This window comes from Halorubellus salinus, from assembly GCF_020567525.1.
GTDB lineage: Archaea > Halobacteriota > Halobacteria > Halobacteriales > Natrialbaceae > Halorubellus > Halorubellus salinus.
This window is the reverse complement of sequence record NZ_JAJCVI010000001.1, coordinates 165,958-183,862: the sequence shown is the minus strand read 5'-3', so window position 1 is coordinate 183,862 and position 17,905 is coordinate 165,958. Positions and strand designations below refer to the sequence as shown.

The window sequence follows — 17,905 nt, the reverse complement described above, 5'->3', positions numbered from 1 at the left end:
TGCCTACGCGAGCAGCTCTTTGAACCGGTTCGTCCCCGCGTCCGTGCCTGCAACGATGAGGTCGTCGTCCGCGCGGATCTCCGTGTCCGGGCCGACGTCCGTGTCGAGCTCGCCGTCCCGTTCCAGTGCGACGACCGTACACCCGGTCCGGGACCGGACGAGCGCGTCCGCGAGCGTCTTCCCCGCCAGTCCCGGGGCCTTCGTTCGCACGACCTCTATCTGGGTGTTCAGCGAGATGACGTCCTCGTCGAGGACCTCCGAGGCGACCATGCGACCGGTGACGGTCGCGAGCGACAGGACGTAGTCCGCGCCGGCGCGATACATCTTCTTCGTGGATTCGACCTCCTCTGCTCGGCACAGGATCTCCACGGAGTCACTCAGGTCGCGTGCGACGAGCGTCGCGAACTCGCCGGCGGTGTCGTCCGGGAGCGCGAGGATGAGTGACCGCGCCTCGTGGATGCCGGCGCGTTCGAGCACCTTCGCGTTCGTCGCGTCGCCGACGACGTCCACGCCGTCCTTGTCCTCGATGTCGAGGACCGTGTACGGGAGGTCCACCTCGTCGAACGCGGCCGCGATCTGCCGGCCGACCTCGCCGTAGCCCGCGACGATGGTCTCGCCGCGCGCAACCCGCCGGGATTCGCTGAGCGTCAGCTCCTTGGCACGTTCGAGCGCGGTCTCCTCGCCGGAGACGAGGAGGACGGTCCCGGACTCGATCGGTCGTTCCGGGTCCGGTGGCGACTCGAAGTCGCCGTCGAACCACGCGCCGATGACGTTCACGCCCGCTTGCTCGCGGAGCCCGCTCTCCGCGAGCGTCTTCCCGACGATCTCGCTCCCGCGATGGATGGGGAACTCGACGATGTCGAACTGGTCGCCGATCTCGATCGCAGCACCGACGTCCGCGGTGAGTGCCGCCGCGACCTTGTTCGCGAGACTCTCGCCCAGTATCGACCGCGGCGACAGCACGACGTCGGCGCCCGCGAGTTCGTGGTAGCGGACGCTCTCCGGTTCCTCGACGATGCTGACGAGCGGGACGTCGTCCGAGATTGCGCGCGCACCGAGGACGATGCTGGCGTCGACCTGGTCGGAGACGTCCGCGACCAGTGCGCGCGCGCCGGTGAGGTTCGCGCCGACGAGGCCCCGTTCCGTGTCGGGGTCCTCGTGGATGACGTCGTACCCGGCTTCGACGAGAGCGATGGCCTTCTCGCGGTCCGGTTCGACGATGACGTAGGGGACGTCGACGGCGTCGAGTTCCGCGACGAGCGGGTCGACGCGCGTCGTGTACGTGCAGATGACGACGTGGTCGGTGACGTCGTCCCCGACGGTGGTGGGAACCGTCGTGGAGATCGCTTCCTCGAACAGCGGAAAGACGAGGACGGGGAGTGCGAGGAAGATGAGGACGACCCCGGTGAGGTCCATGACGATGACGAGGACGTTCATCTCGGGGGTCTGCCACGGCGAGTCCGACCCGAATCCGGTCGTGGTGAACGTCTCGACGACGACCTGGAGCGCGTGCAGGAACGTCCGCGGACGGCCCTCTATCGCGTTCATCCCGTAGTAGTAGAGGCCGGCGTACGCGAACATCACGGCGGCCAGCCCGACGAGGTAGTACGCGGTTCGTTGCCGCCAGGTGTCCATGGTGAGTGTACCAGACGGCGTCGCCTAAACGGTTGCGGGAGCCATCGCGGTCACGAGCCCGTCTCGGGTCCCGTTGCCGTCAGAAGCCCCGCAGTTTGCGGGTGGCGAGCCAGATGGCCCAGCCGCCGAGCGCGAGCGCACCGACGAACTCTGGGACGGCGAAGTACGTCCACGTGTCGCCGTCGCCCGTGAACACCATCGCCTCGAGGATGATCCAGACGACCCACTGGACGGTGTACAGGTTCGCGAGCCACATCGTGAGGACGCCCGCGCGGGCGTCGCCGGCGAGCGCCATCCCGGAGCCGTGGATCCAGGGGGCGATGGCGATGGAGAAGAACAGGAGGACGGCGAACAGGAAGTGGAACTGGTCGAACGGCGCGGCGGCGGCGTCGGATTCGAGGAACGCGACGCCGACGCCGGACATGCAGACGAGCGCGAACCCGAACCAGGCGGCGCCGACGCGTTCCGGGCGGTTCCGTGCGTCCATCCAGAGGAGTGCGACGAACGGGAGCCCGAGGATGCCGCCCGCGAACAGGCCGCCGTTGAACAGCAGCCACGCGAGCTGGTTCGATGACCCGAGCGCGAGGAGGCCGAGTCCGGTCGATTCGCCCATGCTCGAGAGCGAGCGCGTCGCCCACGAGTACTTCGGGTCGACGAGCGTCGCGAGGAACACGAGACCGATAGATGCGGCAGGTGCCGCGAAGCCGAAGTACGCAAGCGTTCGACGAAGACGTGTCATCGACTCTCCGTTGAGGCCGGGGTGGGAAAAAGTTGATTGCCGACGGTCGGTAAGAATTACCTTCGAGTTGCGTCGAACGCAAGAATCGAACCCCTGCCGCGACGGGTGAGGACGACGCGGCCCTCACTGTCTAGGATGGGCGTCGAAGACCGTCTGCGGGCAGGGTCCAGGTGCCATGGACGAAGCACTGGAGGTCGTCGAACTGGTCGCAGACTCGGGACTCGAAGAGGCGTTCGCGTGGGTGCTGCGCATCGTCGGCATCCTCTGCTTGCTCGCCGGCCTCGGCCTCTGGCTCGGCGGGTTCATGAACCTCCTCTGGGTGCCCGCACTCCTCGTCGCGCTCGGGCTGTTCCTGCTCGTCGCCCCGCAAGTCCTGCTGTTCGTCGTCGAACTCACCGGCTGACGTCAGGCCGCCGACTGCATCGCACGCCGTCCGCTGACCCTCACCTCTCGGGCACCGGCAGTCGGTTCCTGCTACGCGAACGTCTTTGGTCGTGGTCCGCGGATGCATCGGTATGTCCGGAATCGTGTTCTTCGGGTGCGAGGACTACGAGTCGACCGCTGCGTTCTACGTCGAGGAGGTGGGCGCCGAGGTGTGGCTGGAGCAGTCCGCGTGCACGATCTTGCGGTACGACAACCTCCTGTTCGGGTTCTGTGCGAGCGACGAGACGGAGACCGACGGCGTCCTGACGTTCGTGACCGAGGACCGGGCGGGCGTCGACGAGTTCTACGAGCGGTTCGCCGACCGTGCGCGTGGCGAGCCGGAGGTGAACGAGGCGTTCGACATCTACCAGTTCTTCGCGACGGACCCCGACGGGCGGAAGATGGAGTTCCAGACGTTCCTGCACGAGACCGACCCGATCTGAGGACCACCTTCGGAGTTTTTGGTAAGCCTAAAGTCGGCGCGCAGGCTAGCCGAGGCCATGACAGACAGCGACGACGCTGCTGGCGACTCGACGACGACCGAAGACGCCGCGACCGGCGACGGAATCGCGACGGACGAAGCGACCACGACGGACGACGAAGTGACGAGCGGGTCGACGCCGTACACGTTCGACGACCTGGCGGTCGTGATGGGGACGTACAACGAGGAGGCCGCCATCGGCACCGTCCTCGACGACATCGAGCGCGTCACCGACGGGAAGGCGGAGGTCGTCTGCATCGACGGCTCGGACGACCGCACGCCAGAGATCGCTCGCGAGAAGGGCGCGACCGTCGTCGAGCAGGAACCCCAGGGGTACGGGGTGGCGGTCCGCGAGGCCGTCCTCACGCCGAACCGGCCCGTGGTCGTCACGACCGACTGCGACGACACGTACCCGATGGACGCGCTCCCGCGGTTCCTCGAGAAGATCAACGAGGGCTACGACGTCGTCTCCGGCGACCGCCTCTATCACGGCGCGGACGCGATGCCCGCGTTCAACCGGTTCGGGAACCACGCGTTCGCGGTGCTCGCGAGCGCCCTGATGGGGACGCGCGTCCACGACACCACGACCGGGATGCGCGCGTACCGGCGCGACGTCCTCCAGGACGTCGTGTGGACGACGAACACCGCCCTATCCGCGGAACTCCTCATCCGTCCCGCGATGCGGGGCTACGACGTCGTCGAGATACCCATCACGTACGGCGAACGCGCCGGCGAGACGAAGCTCGACCCCATCCAGGGTGGCTGGGAGATCGGCACCGGCATCCTCCGGGTCTGCCTGGAGGAACGCGGCCGGCGACTGTTCGACTGACTCGTTCTGGGACCGCGTCGACGTCGACCAGACGTCAACGGTGACGGTGACGCCGGGGTCGCTCTCGTCTGGGAGGTACGCGGCGCCGCCCCGGCAGGTGCCGAACTCGACGCACGTCTCGACGTACGGCGTCATCACCGCGCTCGCGCTCCCGCCGGCGCCGCCACGGACGGGCGTCTCGACGCGGTACGTCAGCCCCGCGGTGCCCTGTCCACCGAGGAACGCGGTGACCGTGACCGTGTCCGCACTCGCGACGCGCACGCTCCCGTTCCCGCTACGTGGCTGGACGTCGCTGCCGACGAGACGCGCGCGACCGTCCGCGACGACGAGGCGAACGTCCACGTCGTCCTCGGTGTCGTTCACGTAGTACGCGACGGTGTCGTCGTCGGCGGTCAACTCGACGGCGCCGCGGACGGTCCACTGGGGCGTCCCCAGGGAGACGTCGACGCCCGCGCGGCCCCCGCGCGCGACGTCGACGCGCTGGATTCGCGGCTCGATGGACTCGCCCTCGAACGGCAGCCACTCCCCGCGGTACGTGTACCGGTAGTACGACCGCTCCGGGAACGCGTCGACGACCGCGAAGTTCTCCGCGTCGCGGTCGAGCGCGTACACGGCGTCGCCGTCGAACCCGGCGTCGTTACGATACCCCTGGAGCGGGTGGTTCAGCCAGTCGCCGTAGATCTGCGGGAGGAAGACCACGGCGTCGTCGTACTCGCGGTCGACGTCGTAGGCGTCCGAGAGGTGCTGGCTGGTGACGTAGTTCGCGGCCACCGGATGTGCGAGCGCGCCGACGCCCACGGCAGCGACGACGAGCGCGAGCGCGACGCCCACGGCAGCGACGGCCCGGCGTCGGTTGCCGTCGGCCGCGGCGACGCGAGCGCGCACTCGGGTCGCGAGGTCTCGCACGCCCACGGCGCCGAAGACGGCGACGGGGACGAGGACGTCGAAGTGGTAGTACGGGCCGAGCGTCCACACGAGGCCATCGCCGAGGACGTCGAGGTCCCCGAGGACGTTGAGGTTCCCCCAGAACGCGACGTTCCCGACGACGACGACGGGCGCGATGGCGAGGAGGAGCGCGCGGAGCGTCCGGTCCGAGAGCCCGCGAACGGTCCCACTGGCAGTCTCGCCGACCGCGGTCGTGTTCGTCGCGAACGCGTCGGCGTCGAACGCCCGCCGCGCGCCCCAGCCCGCCAGGAGCGTTCCGGCGATACCGAGCGGCACCCAGCGGACGAGGAGCCTCGCGACGACCTCGGCGTTCGCGCGGAGTGCGAGCGCCGGCGTGTACTCTCGCGAGTAGCCGAGTATCTCGCGGGTGCCGAACCCGAGGCCGTCCTCGGGCGCGAACGCCTGGTAGGGGAACGTAAGCGCATCGCCGGTGACGAGGACGTTGTACGAGAGCGCGAGCGCGACGAACGCCAGGCCGAGCGCGCCCGTGACGGCGTTCGCGGCGAGCACGCGCCGCGACCGCACGGCGAAGACGCGGTAGGCGGCGTGCGCGACGAACGGCGTCGCGAACAGGACCGCGGTGTACGGCCGCGAGAAGAACGCCAGTCCGACCGCGACGCCCGCGACCGCCGCCCACGCGAGCCCGCGTCGACTCGCACCGAAACGCGCGGGAGCGTCGTCGCCGGACCCCTCGCCATCGACGCGGACGCTCCGGACGTAGGCGTACGCGAACGCGAGGTTGAACAGCGTCGTCGGCGCGTACGAGAGGAACACCGACGAGGAGACGACGAACAGCGGCGAGACCAGGAGGAGCGCGCCAGCGAGCAGCGCGGTCCGCCGGTCGAACGCTTCCCGGGCGAGCGCGACGACGAGCGCGACGTTCCCCGCAGCGACGACGCCGAGTGCGACGCGATACGAGCCCGCGAGCCCCTTCCCGAGCGCGAAGACGGCGGCGGTGACGGGCGTGTACTTCGAGTAGAGCGCGTCGCCGTCGCGCACGAAGAACCACGGGCGGAACGCCTCGGGGACCGGCGGCCGCATGAACACCTGTCCCTCCAGGAGGAGCGCGGCCTGCTGGAGGTACACCGCCTCGTCGTGATTCGTCGAGTGGTACGGGAATACGACCACGGAGACGACGAAGACGACGACGCCCGCGAACGCGGCGAGCGCGACGCGGACGGCGCGGTCGCTCGTCCAGGCACGCACAGACGCGAGGAAGGAGTCGACGTCGACCACGAGCGGCTACTGCGTCGGGTACCAGGCGATGGTGTGGTCGGCGACGAGTTCGACGTTCACGCGCTGGCCGAGCTCGAAGTCCGTGACGTGATTGTGCTGGCAGTGCACGACGTCCCCGGACTCCAATCGAACGCGGTAGACGAACGACGGCCCCATGTACTGCCGGTAGATGATCTCGCCGTTCCCACCGGACCCGTCCTCGACCGGGGTCGCGCGCAGGTCGTCCGGGCGGACGAGCAGGTCGACCTCGGCGTTCTCGTACTCGGTCGTCAACCCCTCGACCATCGACGCCGGGAAGTCACCGAGCGCGGTCTCGACCGCGCCGTGCCCGAAGTGCCCGGTGAGGAAGGAGGCCTGCCCGAGGAAGGACGCGACGAACCGGGACTCTGGGTGCTGGAACACCTTCTCGGGCGTCCCCGCCTGCTCGACGTCGCCCTCGTGCATGACCGCGACGCGATCCGAGATAGAGAGCGCCTCCTCCTGGTCGTGCGTCACCGACACCGCGGTCACGCCCGTCTCCTTGAGGATGGCGCGAACCTCCTCGCGCATCTGCTCGCGCAAACGCACGTCGAGGTTCGAGAACGGTTCGTCGAGCAGGAGGACGCTCGGCTCGGGTGCGAGCGACCGGGCGAGCGCGACGCGCTGCTGTTGACCGCCCGAGAGCTGCGCGGGCTTGGAGTCGCGCTGGTCGTCCAGCCCGACGAGCTCGAGGAGTTCCGTGACGCGGGCGTCGGTCGCGTCCCCGTCGCGGTCCTGGAGGCCGAACGCGACGTTCTCCGCGACCGAGAGGTGCGGGAACAGCGCGAAGTCCTGGAAGACGATCCCGACGTCGCGGTGCTCCGGCTTCCGGAACCGCCCGTCGCCGTCCGCGATGACGCGGTCGTTCAGTCGAACCTCGCCACCGTCCGGGCGTTCCAGACCGGCGAGCATCCGGAGTGTCGTCGTCTTCCCGCAGCCCGACGGCCCGAGGAGCGTGAGGAGTTCGCCGTCGTGCACGGACAGCGAGAGCTCGTCGACCGCGCACTCCGGCCCGAACTGCTTCGTGACGCCGTCGAGTTCGAGGACGACGTCGGTCGCCCCCGGATTCCCGACGTCGTCGCTCGACGCCGACTGCGCGTACGGGTCCTCGCGCTCCAAAGCGCGCTTGGGTTCGTTACGTGACATCCATCACACCATCCCTGACGTCGCTTGCATCTTCATTACGTGACATCGTTTCCACCTCGCGAGAGCAACACCAGCATGGAGATCGCGGAGATACCGACCAGCACGAGCGCGGGCACGGCAGCCTTCCCGTAGTGGCGAGACTCTTGTACCATCCAGATGTACGTGACGAGGGTTTCAAAACCTCCCGGTCTCAGCAAGAGCGTCGCCGGTAGCTCCTTCATCGTCGTCAGGAACACGAGCGCGGCCCCGGAGACGATACCGGGTGCGACCAACGGCAGGGTGACCTTCCGGAACGCCGCTCGCGGCGAGTGCCCGAGCGTCCGCGCGGCCTCGGTGAGTCGACCGTCGACCTGGAGGACCGACGAGCGGACGCTCCCGACGGCCTGCGGGAGGAACCGGACGACGTACGCGAACACGAGCAGCGGAATCTGCCCGTAGAGGAACGGCGCGTACTTGCTCCCGAGTGCGACGAGCGCGACGCCGACGACGATACCGGGGACCGCGTACCCGACGTACGTCCCGCGTTCCGCGAGCCGCGACAGCCGTCCGTCGTCGGTGACGGAGTTGTACGCGACCGGGAGCGCGAACAGGATGCTCGCCACGGCCGCGAGGACGCTCACGGAGAGCGAGTTCCAGCCGTACTCCCAGGAGAACGCGTACCCGAACCCGGTCTGGCCGGTGTCGCGGACGAGCCAGAGGACGAGCACGACGATGGGGACCGCGAGCGCGGCGACGACGACGAGCGAGCACACGACGAGCGCCGGACCCTTCAGCCACCCGAGTTCGAGCCGGGTGGCGGCGTCCGGGTTACTGGACGCGTACCCGGAGGCGTCGCCGGACTCGACCGCGGATTCCAGCGCGATGATGACCGCCGTCACCGCGAGCAACTGCACGGAGAGCAACGCGGCGAGCTGGAAGTCGTAGTAGTTCACGAAGAGGATGCGCGTGAACACGTCGTACCCCATGATGGCGGGCGTCCCGAAGTCGCTGAGCGCGTACAGCGCGACGAGCAGGCCGCCGGCGGCGATACCCGGGAGGACTTGCGGGAAGACGACGCGGAAGAACGCCGACGTCCGCGAGTGGTTCAGCGTCCGTGCGGCCTCCAGGAGCGTGCCGTCGAACGACGCGAGGCTCGCGCGCGTCGACAGGAACACGTACGGGAACGTGAACAACGTGAGGACGACCGCGGTCCCCACCAGTCCCGTCATCTCCGGGAGCGAGACGGCGACGCCGGCGTCCGCGAGCGCCGCGGTGAGCGCGCCATCCTCCCCGAATCCGGTGAAGTACGCGAACGCCCCGATGTAGCTCGGGACGACGAGCGGGAGCGAGATGGCGACCGTGAAGAACCGGCGGAACGGCAGGTTGGTCTGGCTCGTCAGGATGGCGAGCGGGACGCCGAGGACGACCGACGCACCGGTGACGATACCGACGAGCAGGAGGCTGTTCACGAGGACCTGCACCATCCGCGCTCCCGCGAGCAGGTTCACGGCTCGCGCGAATCCGACGGTGCTCGCCTCGAGGAGAATCCACGCGACCGGGGAGAGCACGAGCGCGGCGATCGCGGCGCTCAACAGGGTGAGTGCGAGCGTCCGTTCACCGCGTGCTTCGCGACGCAACGCGTCGACGAGGCCCTCCTCGGTCGCCATCAGTTCTCGCCCTCCGCGACCCCCATCAGAGGACGCCGACTTCGCGCATCAGTTCGAGCGTCGGTTCGAGGTCGCTGAGCTCGGTGAGGTCGAGCTCCGGCGGGTTCAGCTCGTCGATCGTCGGCAGGTCGCCGACGGGCTGGACGCCCGCGATCATCGGGTAGGCGTAGGCGCGGGTCGCGAAGAACTCCTGTGCTTCCGCGGTGAGGAGGTGCTCGGCGAACAGTCCCGCGAGGTCCGAGCGCTGCGTGCCCTCGATGATCTCGACGCCGGAGACGTTGACGAGCGCACCGGCGTCGTTCTCGGTGAAGGCGAGGTCGATGGGCGGGTTCTCGCGGGCGGCCTTCACGCGGAGCGCGTAGTAGTGGTTCGCGAATCCGGCCGACACGGCGCCGGTCGCGACGCCGCGTGAGACGAAGTACTCGTCGCGGAACTCCTCGGTGCCCTGGTCGAGCATCCCCTGGAGCCACTGCTTGGTGGCTTCGCGGCCGTCCATGATGCGCATCGCGGTGACGAAGGACTTGAACGCGCCGTAGGTCGGCCCCCAGCCCATCGAGTTCGCGAACCGCTCCTGGTTCGCGAACGCGTCGACCTTGTTCGGGATGTCGCTCGCGCTGAAGCGGTTCGTGTTGTACGGGATGGCGCGAGCGCGACCGGCGACGCCGACCCAGCGGCCGTTACTGTCCTGGAGTTCGCTCGGGACGGGGTCGGTGACGGCGCTCGGGAGCGACGTCGCGTACCCCGCGTTGGCGACGAGGCCGAGCGAGGAGGCGTCGATGCTCCAGAAGACGTCGGCGCGCGGGTTCCCGTTCTCGCTCTCCTGGATGATGGTGTTCGCGAGCTGGGTGGAGGGCGCGGACTTCAGTTGCGCGTCGAAGTCGGGGTACTTCTGCTGGAGGAGTTCGATGAGGCCGCGATAGAGGCCGCCTTCGCCGCCGCCGATGTAGATGGAGAGGGTGCCCGAGAGGTCGTCGAGGTCGTCCATGGAGGTGCCGTCCGGTGCGGGGCGCCCGGAGACGAACGGGCCGGAGCCGCGGAAGTCGGAGAGCGAGAGTTCGTTCTCCGAGTTGTTGTCACCGAAGATGCTGCCGACGCAGCCGGCGGTCGCCGCTGCGGCGCCGGTTGCTGATGCCGCGAGGACCTCGCGGCGACCGAGACGTCGTCGTGGTCCGTCGTCTTCGCTCATGTATTGATTTAGGCCGGCCTAAAACTTATATACTTGCCGGTTTGCGCTCGTACGTACGGGCGATGCTTTCGTGAAACAAACCAGTCCCGGCGGTGACGGGACGTCGGAAGCCCATCGTGCTCGTTCGACGGTGAACGCGTCGAACGACGGCCCAAGCGTGCGAGTCACGGGCCGCGACGCGGCGGCGTCGAGAAACGGAACGTCGACCGGTGACGCAGTCGACCGTCGGTCGGTTCGGCCGGTCGACCGTCGAGCCAGCCTTCGATCGGTTCGGTCGGTTCGGCCGGTCAGTCGTCCGCGAGCGCCGCGGCGCGCGTCCGACCGGGGAGGCCGTCGAGCGCTTCGAGCGCGTCCAGCCAGTCGTGCATGTACTCGCCGACGTGGTTCAGGAACTCGCCGTTCTCCCAGTCGTCGAAGTCGCCGTCGGCGAGCGCGGTCGCCATCGCGTCCATCACGGCCGCGTACGAGTCCGCGTCCGCGCCGGACTCGTCGACGAGCTCCCAGACGTGCTCGTTCAGTTCCAGGCCGGGGACCTCGTTCGCGAGGTCGCCGAACGTCGACCGCGCGGCCTTGTTGTGCTCGCAGAGCGGGTCACCGTTGTAGATGCGCTTCCCGAGGACGTCGCAGGCGCGCTTGAGGAACAGCCCGCTCCAGATGTCGTCGAACCGGCCGACGTCCCACGCGTTGTCGTCCATCGGGCACTGGTAGAACGCGGGCACGACCTCGCGGCGGAACGCGAGGTTCATCGAGCACACCGTGAGGTAGTTCTCGCGTGCGGCGACGAAGTCCTCGCCGAAGTCGTCCTTCGAGGTTCGGGTCTGAGCCTGCCCCTGGAGGTCGCCGTCCATGAGGATGCGGACCGCGTCCAGGTCGGGGACGTTCGTCCACAGGCCCTGCGAGGCGACGACGTCCTCGACGTGCGTCGTGCCGACCTCGCGCTCCTCGTCCATCGCCGAGTAGGGGTACCCGCGGGGGTAGAGGTCGTGCTCGTCGAAGTTCTGGTAGAGGACGTTCACCCACTGTTCGTCGGAGGCGACCTCGGTGAGTTCGCCCTCGTACTGGAGGTTGTCCATGTGCGTGCCGAAGAAGTCGACGTCGTCGTGGGGCAGCGTGTCGTCGTCGATGAACAGGCAGTAGGGGTGGTCGTGCGCCCAGAGGTACAGCAGACCGAATGAGGTCTGGGCGTGACTCGCCGCGGGGACGAGGTGACCGTACTCCTCGATGCCGTGGGCCTCGTACCAGTCCTCGCGCGCGGACTCGTCGAACACCGAGCCCTCGACGCCGAGGTCGTCGAGCATCGCTTGCATCTCGTCGGTCGGACAGAAGTCCTCGGTGACGAGGACGAACTCGAGGCGGTCGGTGTCGAAGCCGTGGTCGCGCGCGTTCGCGACGTAGTCTTCGATGCATTCCCACTCGCGGATCGTCGGGACGACGACGCAGATGTCTGGTTTCGTCATCAGTTACACGTAGCGTGTTTAGGCACACCTAAAAGATTGTCCATCTCTTTCGGCGAGCCTAAACCGAATGAGTGCGGCCGAATCGACCCCACGATCGCCCGTTCATCCCACTCAGACGGCCCGGCTCGCCTCACTCCATCCCGCCTCGACCCTCCCCCACCCGGCTCGCCTCCACCCCGCCTCCACCTCACCACTGGGCGACGACGTCCCCGATGCAGCCCTCTCCGGACTGGTCGTACGAGAAGTGGTCGGGGACGTAATCGACGTTGTGGTCCTGGTAGTTCCCCGGCTGCGTGCCCTCGCAGCCCTCCTCGCCGACCGCGGAATCCCATTCCGCGGTCGTGTACGCCCAGTTCAGGACGTCGTCCTCGTCCTTCCAGAAGTTGTCCGCCTGCCCGACCGCGTTCGCGACGTGCGGGCCGTACCGGCCGCCGGTCGACACCGCGTCGTTGTCGGCCGCGCCACCGAGCAGCGAGACGGAGTCCACGTAGTCCGTCACGTCGGAGTCGTCGAGGACCTCGACCGCACGAAGGAGGACGCGTGCGCCCAGGGAGTGACAGACCAGGCGAACGCGCGTATCCGGGTTCTGGTTGCGGTAATCGTACACGAACTGCGCGAGCTTCAGGCCGTTCGCCTCCGCGATCTCCGTGGAGTCCCACCACCCGAACACCGTCGAGTCCGAATCCCACGTGAACCCGACGACCGGGTGGTCGTAGCCGTTCGCCCGGTACGCCTCGCGGGCCTCCCGGAACCCGTCGACGGCCTCGTTCGACTCGTTTCGCCACCCGTGGACGTGCACGAGCAGTTCCGCTGGCGCGCCGCCGTCAAGGCCCGGTATCGACCCGACGGTGTCGTACTCCCACTTCGTGTACTCGTCCTTCCGATAGACCGACCCGTACCAGGTGATGTCGTAGTGCCCTCGCGTACTGATCCGCGGGAAGGTCGCCGCCTCCTCGGCGGTCGCTCCGCTACTCGTCGCGACCAGTCCCGTTGCTGCGGCGCCTACCGCGCCCGCTCGGCGCAAGAACTGTCGACGGCCGGTCTCGATACCAGTGCCCGTGGTAGCCTCTGACAAGTGAGACATAATCTCGCATGAGTAGTATGAGGAATTTATAGCTATCGAGCGAGCAATCAAGCAACGTTTTACTCGGTTTGCGATTTGTAAGACAGAACTAATCTCCAGACCGACATCCTACAGGACGCACGTCCGCGGTGGTCCTCCGGGTCGGGGCGAGGTCTGCGGACGACTGGATTCAGTTCTCCGGCAGTTCGTCGATGAGGACGACCGCTTCGCCGTCGACGACCGGCTTGTCCGAGGATTCGTCGTGGATGACCGTCGATAGCCGGTACTGGTTGTTCCCGAGGTCCTCGAGGACCTCCACGGTCGCACTCACGCGGTCGCCGATCTTGACCGGACCCTGGAACTCGAGGTCCTGGCCGAGGTAGATGGTGAGTCCGGGGAGGCGTGCGAGTGCCGCGCTGATGAGTCCGGAGACGAGCGTGCCGTGAGCGATGCGCCCACCGAAGCGCGTGTCGGCAGCGAACTCGTCGTCGAGGTGCAGGCGATTCGTGTCCCCGCTCGCACGTGCGAACGCACGAACGTCGTCCTCGTCGAGTTGCTTCTCGAAGGAGACGGTGTCGCCGACCGTGATGTCGCTCGGCGCGTCGACCGTTCGCTCGAACGTCCAGTCCAGCTCCTCGTACGCGAGCGACGGGACCGACGCCTCGCGTACCGCTTCCGGGTCGTCGTCCCTCGGCGCGTACGCGTCGGCGTATCCGTCGACGGTGAACGCGGAGAACGCAGCTCGATTCGCCGCGGTCGCACCCTTCACGGCAGTCTCGGCGAAGCGCGTCCACGCTGACGCCATCGCGGTCAACGGGGTCGCAACCTCGCTGTGTCGTTCGCTCATGTTAGAGAGCATACGTCGGACGGCGTTAAGTCTCCTTTGGCTCGTGGTGAATTCACCGGTAGGTGGCCAGAGGACCCCGATATCCGACAGACTGGGGGTCTGTAATCCGGGGACGGCGCCACATTGAGTCCCGGATTACGCCGTTCGTTGGTATTGAGAACCATCTGCCACCATTCAGCGGAACGCTTATGATGGATGCGGTCGTACATGTTGGTGATGACGGACGAGTCGCCGAAGATGCCCTGGTCGCCCGCGATGATGCAGCAGTTCCAGGAACAGATGCAGGAGGCGAGCGAACAAGCGGTGAGTTCCCAGCAGGAGCTCTTCCAGCAGTTCCTCCAGGCCTCCACCGGTAGTTCCGACGCGATGACCGACCTTCGCGGCCTCACGATGGGGTCCGCGATGTTCAAGACGCGCGTCCAATCCGGCGGACGCATCAGCATCCCCGACGCCGAGCGCGAAGCGCTCGACATCGAGGAGGGCGACATCGTCCAGACGATCGTCATCCCCGTCAAACGCAACCGTGATTCCAATGAGTGAAACCACCAACCCCATGACCGCAGCTTTCGAGATGCAGCGCCAGATGATCGAGCAGACCCAGGAGATGACCCACGAGGCCGTCGACGTCCAGAAGGAGACCGTCCACCAGTTCGTGGACGCCATGGAGAACATGGAGTCCCTCGCCGAGCAGAACAACGACGTCTCCAAGCAGACCTGGCACGCGATGTTCGACGCGATGGAGTCCATGATGCCCGAGGGCAGCGCGGACTTCAGCGAGTTCGAGAAGATGGTCGACGACGGCTTCGACCAGCTCACCGAGAGCCAGCACCAGGCGTTCGACGCGATGAACGACGCGATGCAGGACGGCGCGAGCGCGTACGACGAGTTCGCCGACGCGTACGTCGACGCGGTCGACTCCTCGTTCGACTCCTTCCTCGACACGCACGAGCAGGTCGAGGCCGACGTCGAGGACGTCACCGAGTCCGTCTCCGCCTGAGTGCCGACCCAACCGTTTTGAGTACACCCTTCGCAGCAATTACTATGGCAAACCAACAGACAGTCCCGACAGATTGGAACGAGTTCGTCTCCGACATGAACGAGCAGTTCATGGAGGCGATGGAGCAGAACATGGAAGCGCAGGCGTCGTTCGTCGAGCAGTGGAGCGAAGCCGTCGACGCCCAGCAGATGAACCAGCCCGAGATGGAGGAAGGCCTCGAGGGCTACAAGGACGCCTACCAGGCGTGGATGGACGCCGCCGACCAGATGGTCGACCGCGTCAACGACTCGATGGAAGGCGAGGAGGTCGACCCGAGCGAGTTCCGCGACATCTGGCTGAACACCGCGAACTCCGCGTTCAAGGACGTCATGGAGACGACCGCGTTCGCCGCGTGGACGGGGTCGACGGTGCAGCAGATGATGGAGACCCAGCGCCAGGCCGACCAGATGGCCGAGGACACGCTCGAACAGCTCGGGTTCGCGACCGACGAGCAGGTCGTCGAGGTCGGCGACCGGCTCGTGGAACTGGAGCGCCGCCAGCACGCCGTCGAGGAGAAGCTCGACCGCGTCCTCGAACACCTGGAGGACTAGCGTGAAGAACCCCTTCGCTGCCACCATGGAAGCCCAGCGGCGGGCCTGGGAGAACGCGAGCGAACTCATCGAGAAGACGACGGTCGCGCCGGAACGCACGGAGACGTTCCAGGACGTCGAGGTCGGCGAGACGCCGAGCGAGGTCGTCTACGAGGAGAACAAGCTCCGACTCCTGCACTACGAGTCCCGCACCGACGAACAGCACTCGGTCCCGATACTCGTCGTGTACGCGCTCATCAACCGCCCGTACATCCTCGACCTCCAGCCCGAGCGCTCGGTCATCCGGACGCTCCTGGACAACGGGTTCGACGTGTACATGATCGACTGGGACGAGCCGTCGTCGCTCGACCGGTCGCTGACGCTCGACGACTACGTGAACCGCTACATGGAGAACTGCGTGGACGTCGTCCGCGAACGCTCCGGCCAGGACAGCATCAACGTCCTCGGGTACTGCATGGGCGGGACGATGAGTACGATGTACGCCGCACTCAACCCGGAGAAGGTCCGGACGCTCGCGCTCATGGCCGCCGGCCTCTGCTTCGCTGGCGACAGCGGCGTCCTCGAACTCTGGGGCGACGACGAGTACTTCGAGCCTCGTGCGGTCACGGACACGTTCCACAACGTCCCCGCGGAGTTCCTCGACGTCGGGTTCGCGCTCATGGACCCCGTCCAGAACTACGTCACGAAGTACGTGAACCTCTACGAGAACGTCGAGGACGAGGACTTCGTCGAGAACTTCGCGCGGATGGAGGAGTGGCTCGGTGACGGCATCGACGTCGCCGGCCAGACGTTCGTCGAGTTCATCGAGGACATCTACCAGGAGAACAAGCTCATGAACAACGAGCTGTACCTGGGCGGCGAGCACGTCGACATCGACAAGATCGACATGCCCGTGCTCCAGATCGTCGCGGAGTACGACCACCTCATCCCGCCGGAGGCGTCGAAGCCGTTCAACGACGCCATCCCGAGCGACGACAAGACCATCATGGAGTTCCCGACGGGACACATCGGGATGAGCGTGTCCTCGAAGAGTCACGCGAAGCTCTGGCCGGACGTCTGCGACTGGTTCGAGGCACGGATGCCTGACGAGGCGGACGCGGTCGAGCACGACGTCGAGGCGGTCGATGGTGCGGACGCCGCCATCGCGGAGGACGCGACGGACGCGTCCGCCGAAGCCCCCGACGGTGACGGCGTCGAGATCGAGGTCGAGGGGACGGACACGCCCGACCTCACCGACCTCGACGGTATCGGGCCGGCGTACGCCGAGCGCCTCTCGGACGCGGGCTACGACTCCGTTACGGCGCTCGCCGCCGCGGACGCAGTGACCGTCGCGAGCGACACCGACCTTCCGGTGTCTCGCGTCGAGGACTGGATCGACCAGGCCGGCGCGCACGTCGCAGAGTGAGGAGTCAGGGTCGACGACGGCCTCGACGCTCCTCGACGGGATGACGGTTCCGACGGCGATTGGCAGTTCGACTTTTTGCGGGTGACCGTTACACGACGCCGCGTCGTTCGATACGGTCGGTCCTCCGACCAGCAGTTCGAGACGTATCAGGTCGACGAGTGGGTGATATCGAAAGATGACGACCGCCCGTACGGCGCTCGGGAAGGCACACGGGCGAACCATTAAGATGCAGTTGGACGATTGTCCAGATACTGTCGAGTCGCCACCGGTGGCTCGCATCTCAACGCATGTCTATGGAAGGACGCACCTGTGTCATCACGGGTTCAGGGCGTGGCATCGGACGCGGCATCGCCGAACACCTCGGCGCGCGAGGGGCGAACGTCGTCGTGAACTACCGGTCGAGCGACGAGGCCGCGCGCGAGACCGTCGAGAGCATCCACGAGAAAGGCGGTCAGGCCATCAGCGCGAAGGCGGACGTCTGCGACCGCGACGAAGTCGAAGCGATGCGCGAGCTCGCGCACGACGAGTTCGGCCAGGTCGACGTCCTCGTGAACAACGCCGGCATCACGCAGGACACGCGATTCGTGAACATGACTCGTGAGGAGTGGGACCAGGTGATGGACGTGAACCTCGGCGGGCTGTTCAACTGCACGCAAGCGTTCTACGACGACATATGGAACGCCCACGAGGGGCGGCTGATCAACATCTCGAGTATCGTCGGGAAGCAGGGGAACTTCGGGCAGGCTAACTACGCCGCGGCGAAAGCCGGCGTGTTCGGGTTCACGCGCACCATCGCCATCGAGTTGGCGTCGGGTGGCTCGACCGCGAACTGCGTCGCGCCTGGGTTCACGCGCACCGACATGCTCGCCGAGGTCCCCGAGGAGGTCCAGGAGCGCATCGTCGCCCAGATTCCTCTGGAGCGGTTCGCGGAGATCGACGACATCGCAGCGACGGTGCGGTTCCTGGCGACCGAGGAATCGAGTTACATCACGGGCGAGGTCATCGACGTCAACGGCGGCATGGACCTCTGAGCGGTCACGGCCGCGTCCACGGTTGGTTCTTCGGGATGGCGACCGCTTCGTCGCATCGTTGTCGCTTCACATGCAGCGGTGGTGGGGTTGATGCGTGGAACGAACGGATTGAGTCCGCGCGGCCACTGCGGCAAAACACCGCGAGTTCTGCGGCGTCCTCCTCGGCGGCGAGAGCGACTGGCCGGCAAAAACACTAGTCGCCGGGAGCGACTGGCCGGCGAAAACACTAGT

At 67.1% G+C, this 17,905-nt stretch carries 16 protein-coding genes and 1 pseudogene; 8 read left to right on the top strand and 9 right to left on the bottom strand.

Annotated features, from left to right (window positions below; genetic code table 11):
- Window positions 1-3: 3 nt before the first annotated feature.
- A complete protein-coding gene (locus tag LI336_RS00880; protein ID WP_227130731.1) occupies window positions 4-1,635 on the bottom strand; it encodes a potassium channel family protein in 1,632 nt (543 codons plus the stop codon).
- A 79-nt stretch (window positions 1,636-1,714) separates the two neighbouring features.
- Window positions 1,715-2,374, bottom strand: a complete 660-nt coding sequence (locus tag LI336_RS00875) for a DUF998 domain-containing protein (protein WP_227130730.1) — start codon at window positions 2,372-2,374, stop codon at window positions 1,715-1,717.
- Between the two features lie 175 nt (window positions 2,375-2,549).
- Between LI336_RS00875 and LI336_RS00870 the strand changes: the two genes are divergently transcribed.
- From LI336_RS00870 to LI336_RS00860, 3 genes are all read left to right on the top strand, one after another.
- Complete coding sequence (locus LI336_RS00870; RefSeq protein ID WP_227130729.1) at window positions 2,550-2,777, top strand: hypothetical protein; 228 nt, start codon at window positions 2,550-2,552, stop codon at window positions 2,775-2,777.
- 112 nt (window positions 2,778-2,889) lie between these two features.
- Window positions 2,890-3,240 carry a VOC family protein gene (locus LI336_RS00865; protein WP_227130728.1) on the top strand — a complete coding sequence of 117 codons (351 nt, stop codon included), beginning with the start codon at window positions 2,890-2,892 and terminating at the stop codon, window positions 3,238-3,240.
- Window positions 3,241-3,297: 57 nt separating this feature from the next.
- Entirely contained in the window at window positions 3,298-4,107 is an 810-nt protein-coding gene (locus LI336_RS00860) for a dolichyl-phosphate hexose transferase (protein WP_264475216.1), read from the top strand.
- A gap of 42 nt (window positions 4,108-4,149) precedes the next feature.
- Here LI336_RS00860 and LI336_RS20485 read toward each other — a convergent pair.
- The 7 genes and pseudogenes from LI336_RS20485 to LI336_RS00825 form a co-directional block, all read right to left on the bottom strand.
- Window positions 4,150-6,288 (bottom strand): annotated as a pseudogene (locus LI336_RS20485) (DUF7846 domain-containing protein); the annotation flags it as partial.
- A 6-nt stretch (window positions 6,289-6,294) separates the two neighbouring features.
- Window positions 6,295-7,452: an ABC transporter ATP-binding protein gene (locus tag LI336_RS00850; RefSeq protein ID WP_227130727.1), complete on the bottom strand. Its 1,158-nt coding sequence runs from the start codon at window positions 7,450-7,452 to the stop codon at window positions 6,295-6,297.
- Between the two features lie 35 nt (window positions 7,453-7,487).
- Window positions 7,488-9,098, bottom strand: coding sequence for an ABC transporter permease (locus LI336_RS00845; RefSeq protein ID WP_227130726.1), 1,611 nt, complete (start codon window positions 9,096-9,098; stop codon window positions 7,488-7,490).
- A 25-nt stretch (window positions 9,099-9,123) separates the two neighbouring features.
- A complete protein-coding gene (locus tag LI336_RS00840) occupies window positions 9,124-10,284 on the bottom strand; it encodes an extracellular solute-binding protein (RefSeq protein WP_227130725.1) in 1,161 nt (386 codons plus the stop codon).
- A 287-nt stretch (window positions 10,285-10,571) separates the two neighbouring features.
- Window positions 10,572-11,741 (bottom strand): alpha-1 4-glucan-protein synthase, encoded by a 1,170-nt coding sequence (locus tag LI336_RS00835; protein ID WP_227130724.1) that lies wholly within the window; start codon window positions 11,739-11,741, stop codon window positions 10,572-10,574.
- 187 nt (window positions 11,742-11,928) lie between these two features.
- Entirely contained in the window at window positions 11,929-12,825 is an 897-nt protein-coding gene (locus LI336_RS00830) for a DUF726 domain-containing protein (RefSeq protein WP_227130723.1), read from the bottom strand.
- 169 nt (window positions 12,826-12,994) lie between these two features.
- Window positions 12,995-13,651 carry a MaoC family dehydratase gene (locus LI336_RS00825; protein ID WP_227130722.1) on the bottom strand — a complete coding sequence of 219 codons (657 nt, stop codon included), beginning with the start codon at window positions 13,649-13,651 and terminating at the stop codon, window positions 12,995-12,997.
- Window positions 13,652-13,867: 216 nt separating this feature from the next.
- Between LI336_RS00825 and LI336_RS00820 the strand changes: the two genes are divergently transcribed.
- From LI336_RS00820 to fabG, 5 genes are all read left to right on the top strand, one after another.
- Entirely contained in the window at window positions 13,868-14,191 is a 324-nt protein-coding gene (locus tag LI336_RS00820; protein ID WP_227130721.1) for an AbrB/MazE/SpoVT family DNA-binding domain-containing protein, read from the top strand.
- Window positions 14,192-14,204: 13 nt separating this feature from the next.
- Window positions 14,205-14,648 carry a hypothetical protein gene (locus tag LI336_RS00815; RefSeq protein ID WP_227130720.1) on the top strand — a complete coding sequence of 148 codons (444 nt, stop codon included), beginning with the start codon at window positions 14,205-14,207 and terminating at the stop codon, window positions 14,646-14,648.
- A gap of 44 nt (window positions 14,649-14,692) precedes the next feature.
- The gene (locus LI336_RS00810) at window positions 14,693-15,238 is read left to right on the top strand and encodes a poly(R)-hydroxyalkanoic acid synthase subunit PhaE (protein ID WP_227130719.1); all 546 of its coding nucleotides are present in this window, start codon (window positions 14,693-14,695) and stop codon (window positions 15,236-15,238) included.
- Window position 15,239: 1 nt separating this feature from the next.
- Window positions 15,240-16,643: a class III poly(R)-hydroxyalkanoic acid synthase subunit PhaC gene (gene phaC / locus LI336_RS00805; protein ID WP_368408333.1), complete on the top strand. Its 1,404-nt coding sequence runs from the start codon at window positions 15,240-15,242 to the stop codon at window positions 16,641-16,643.
- Between the two features lie 287 nt (window positions 16,644-16,930).
- Window positions 16,931-17,674, top strand: a complete 744-nt coding sequence (gene fabG, locus LI336_RS00800) for a 3-oxoacyl-[acyl-carrier-protein] reductase (protein ID WP_227130718.1) — start codon at window positions 16,931-16,933, stop codon at window positions 17,672-17,674.
- Window positions 17,675-17,905: the final 231 nt, after the last annotated feature.

Excerpts from the sequence above, each read along its gene's own strand:
- LI336_RS00850 (WP_227130727.1), bottom strand. The coding sequence starts at position 7,452 with ATGTCACGTAACGAACCCAAGCGCGCTTTGGAGCGCGAGGACCCGTAC.
- LI336_RS00845 (WP_227130726.1), bottom strand. The coding sequence starts at position 9,098 with ATGGCGACCGAGGAGGGCCTCGTCGACGCGTTGCGTCGCGAAGCACGC.
- LI336_RS00860 (WP_264475216.1), top strand. The coding sequence starts at position 3,298 with ATGACAGACAGCGACGACGCTGCTGGCGACTCGACGACGACCGAAGAC.
- LI336_RS00825 (WP_227130722.1), bottom strand. The coding sequence starts at position 13,651 with ATGAGCGAACGACACAGCGAGGTTGCGACCCCGTTGACCGCGATGGCG.
- LI336_RS00820 (WP_227130721.1), top strand. The coding sequence starts at position 13,868 with ATGACGGACGAGTCGCCGAAGATGCCCTGGTCGCCCGCGATGATGCAG.
- LI336_RS00830 (WP_227130723.1), bottom strand. The coding sequence starts at position 12,825 with ATGTCTCACTTGTCAGAGGCTACCACGGGCACTGGTATCGAGACCGGC.
- LI336_RS00865 (WP_227130728.1), top strand. The coding sequence starts at position 2,890 with ATGTCCGGAATCGTGTTCTTCGGGTGCGAGGACTACGAGTCGACCGCT.
- LI336_RS00840 (WP_227130725.1), bottom strand. The coding sequence starts at position 10,284 with ATGAGCGAAGACGACGGACCACGACGACGTCTCGGTCGCCGCGAGGTC.
- LI336_RS00870 (WP_227130729.1), top strand. The coding sequence starts at position 2,550 with ATGGACGAAGCACTGGAGGTCGTCGAACTGGTCGCAGACTCGGGACTC.
- LI336_RS00810 (WP_227130719.1), top strand. The coding sequence starts at position 14,693 with ATGGCAAACCAACAGACAGTCCCGACAGATTGGAACGAGTTCGTCTCC.
- LI336_RS00875 (WP_227130730.1), bottom strand. The coding sequence starts at position 2,374 with ATGACACGTCTTCGTCGAACGCTTGCGTACTTCGGCTTCGCGGCACCT.
- LI336_RS00815 (WP_227130720.1), top strand. The coding sequence starts at position 14,205 with ATGACCGCAGCTTTCGAGATGCAGCGCCAGATGATCGAGCAGACCCAG.
- LI336_RS00880 (WP_227130731.1), bottom strand. The coding sequence starts at position 1,635 with ATGGACACCTGGCGGCAACGAACCGCGTACTACCTCGTCGGGCTGGCC.
- fabG (WP_227130718.1), top strand. The coding sequence starts at position 16,931 with ATGTCTATGGAAGGACGCACCTGTGTCATCACGGGTTCAGGGCGTGGC.
- LI336_RS00835 (WP_227130724.1), bottom strand. The coding sequence starts at position 11,741 with ATGACGAAACCAGACATCTGCGTCGTCGTCCCGACGATCCGCGAGTGG.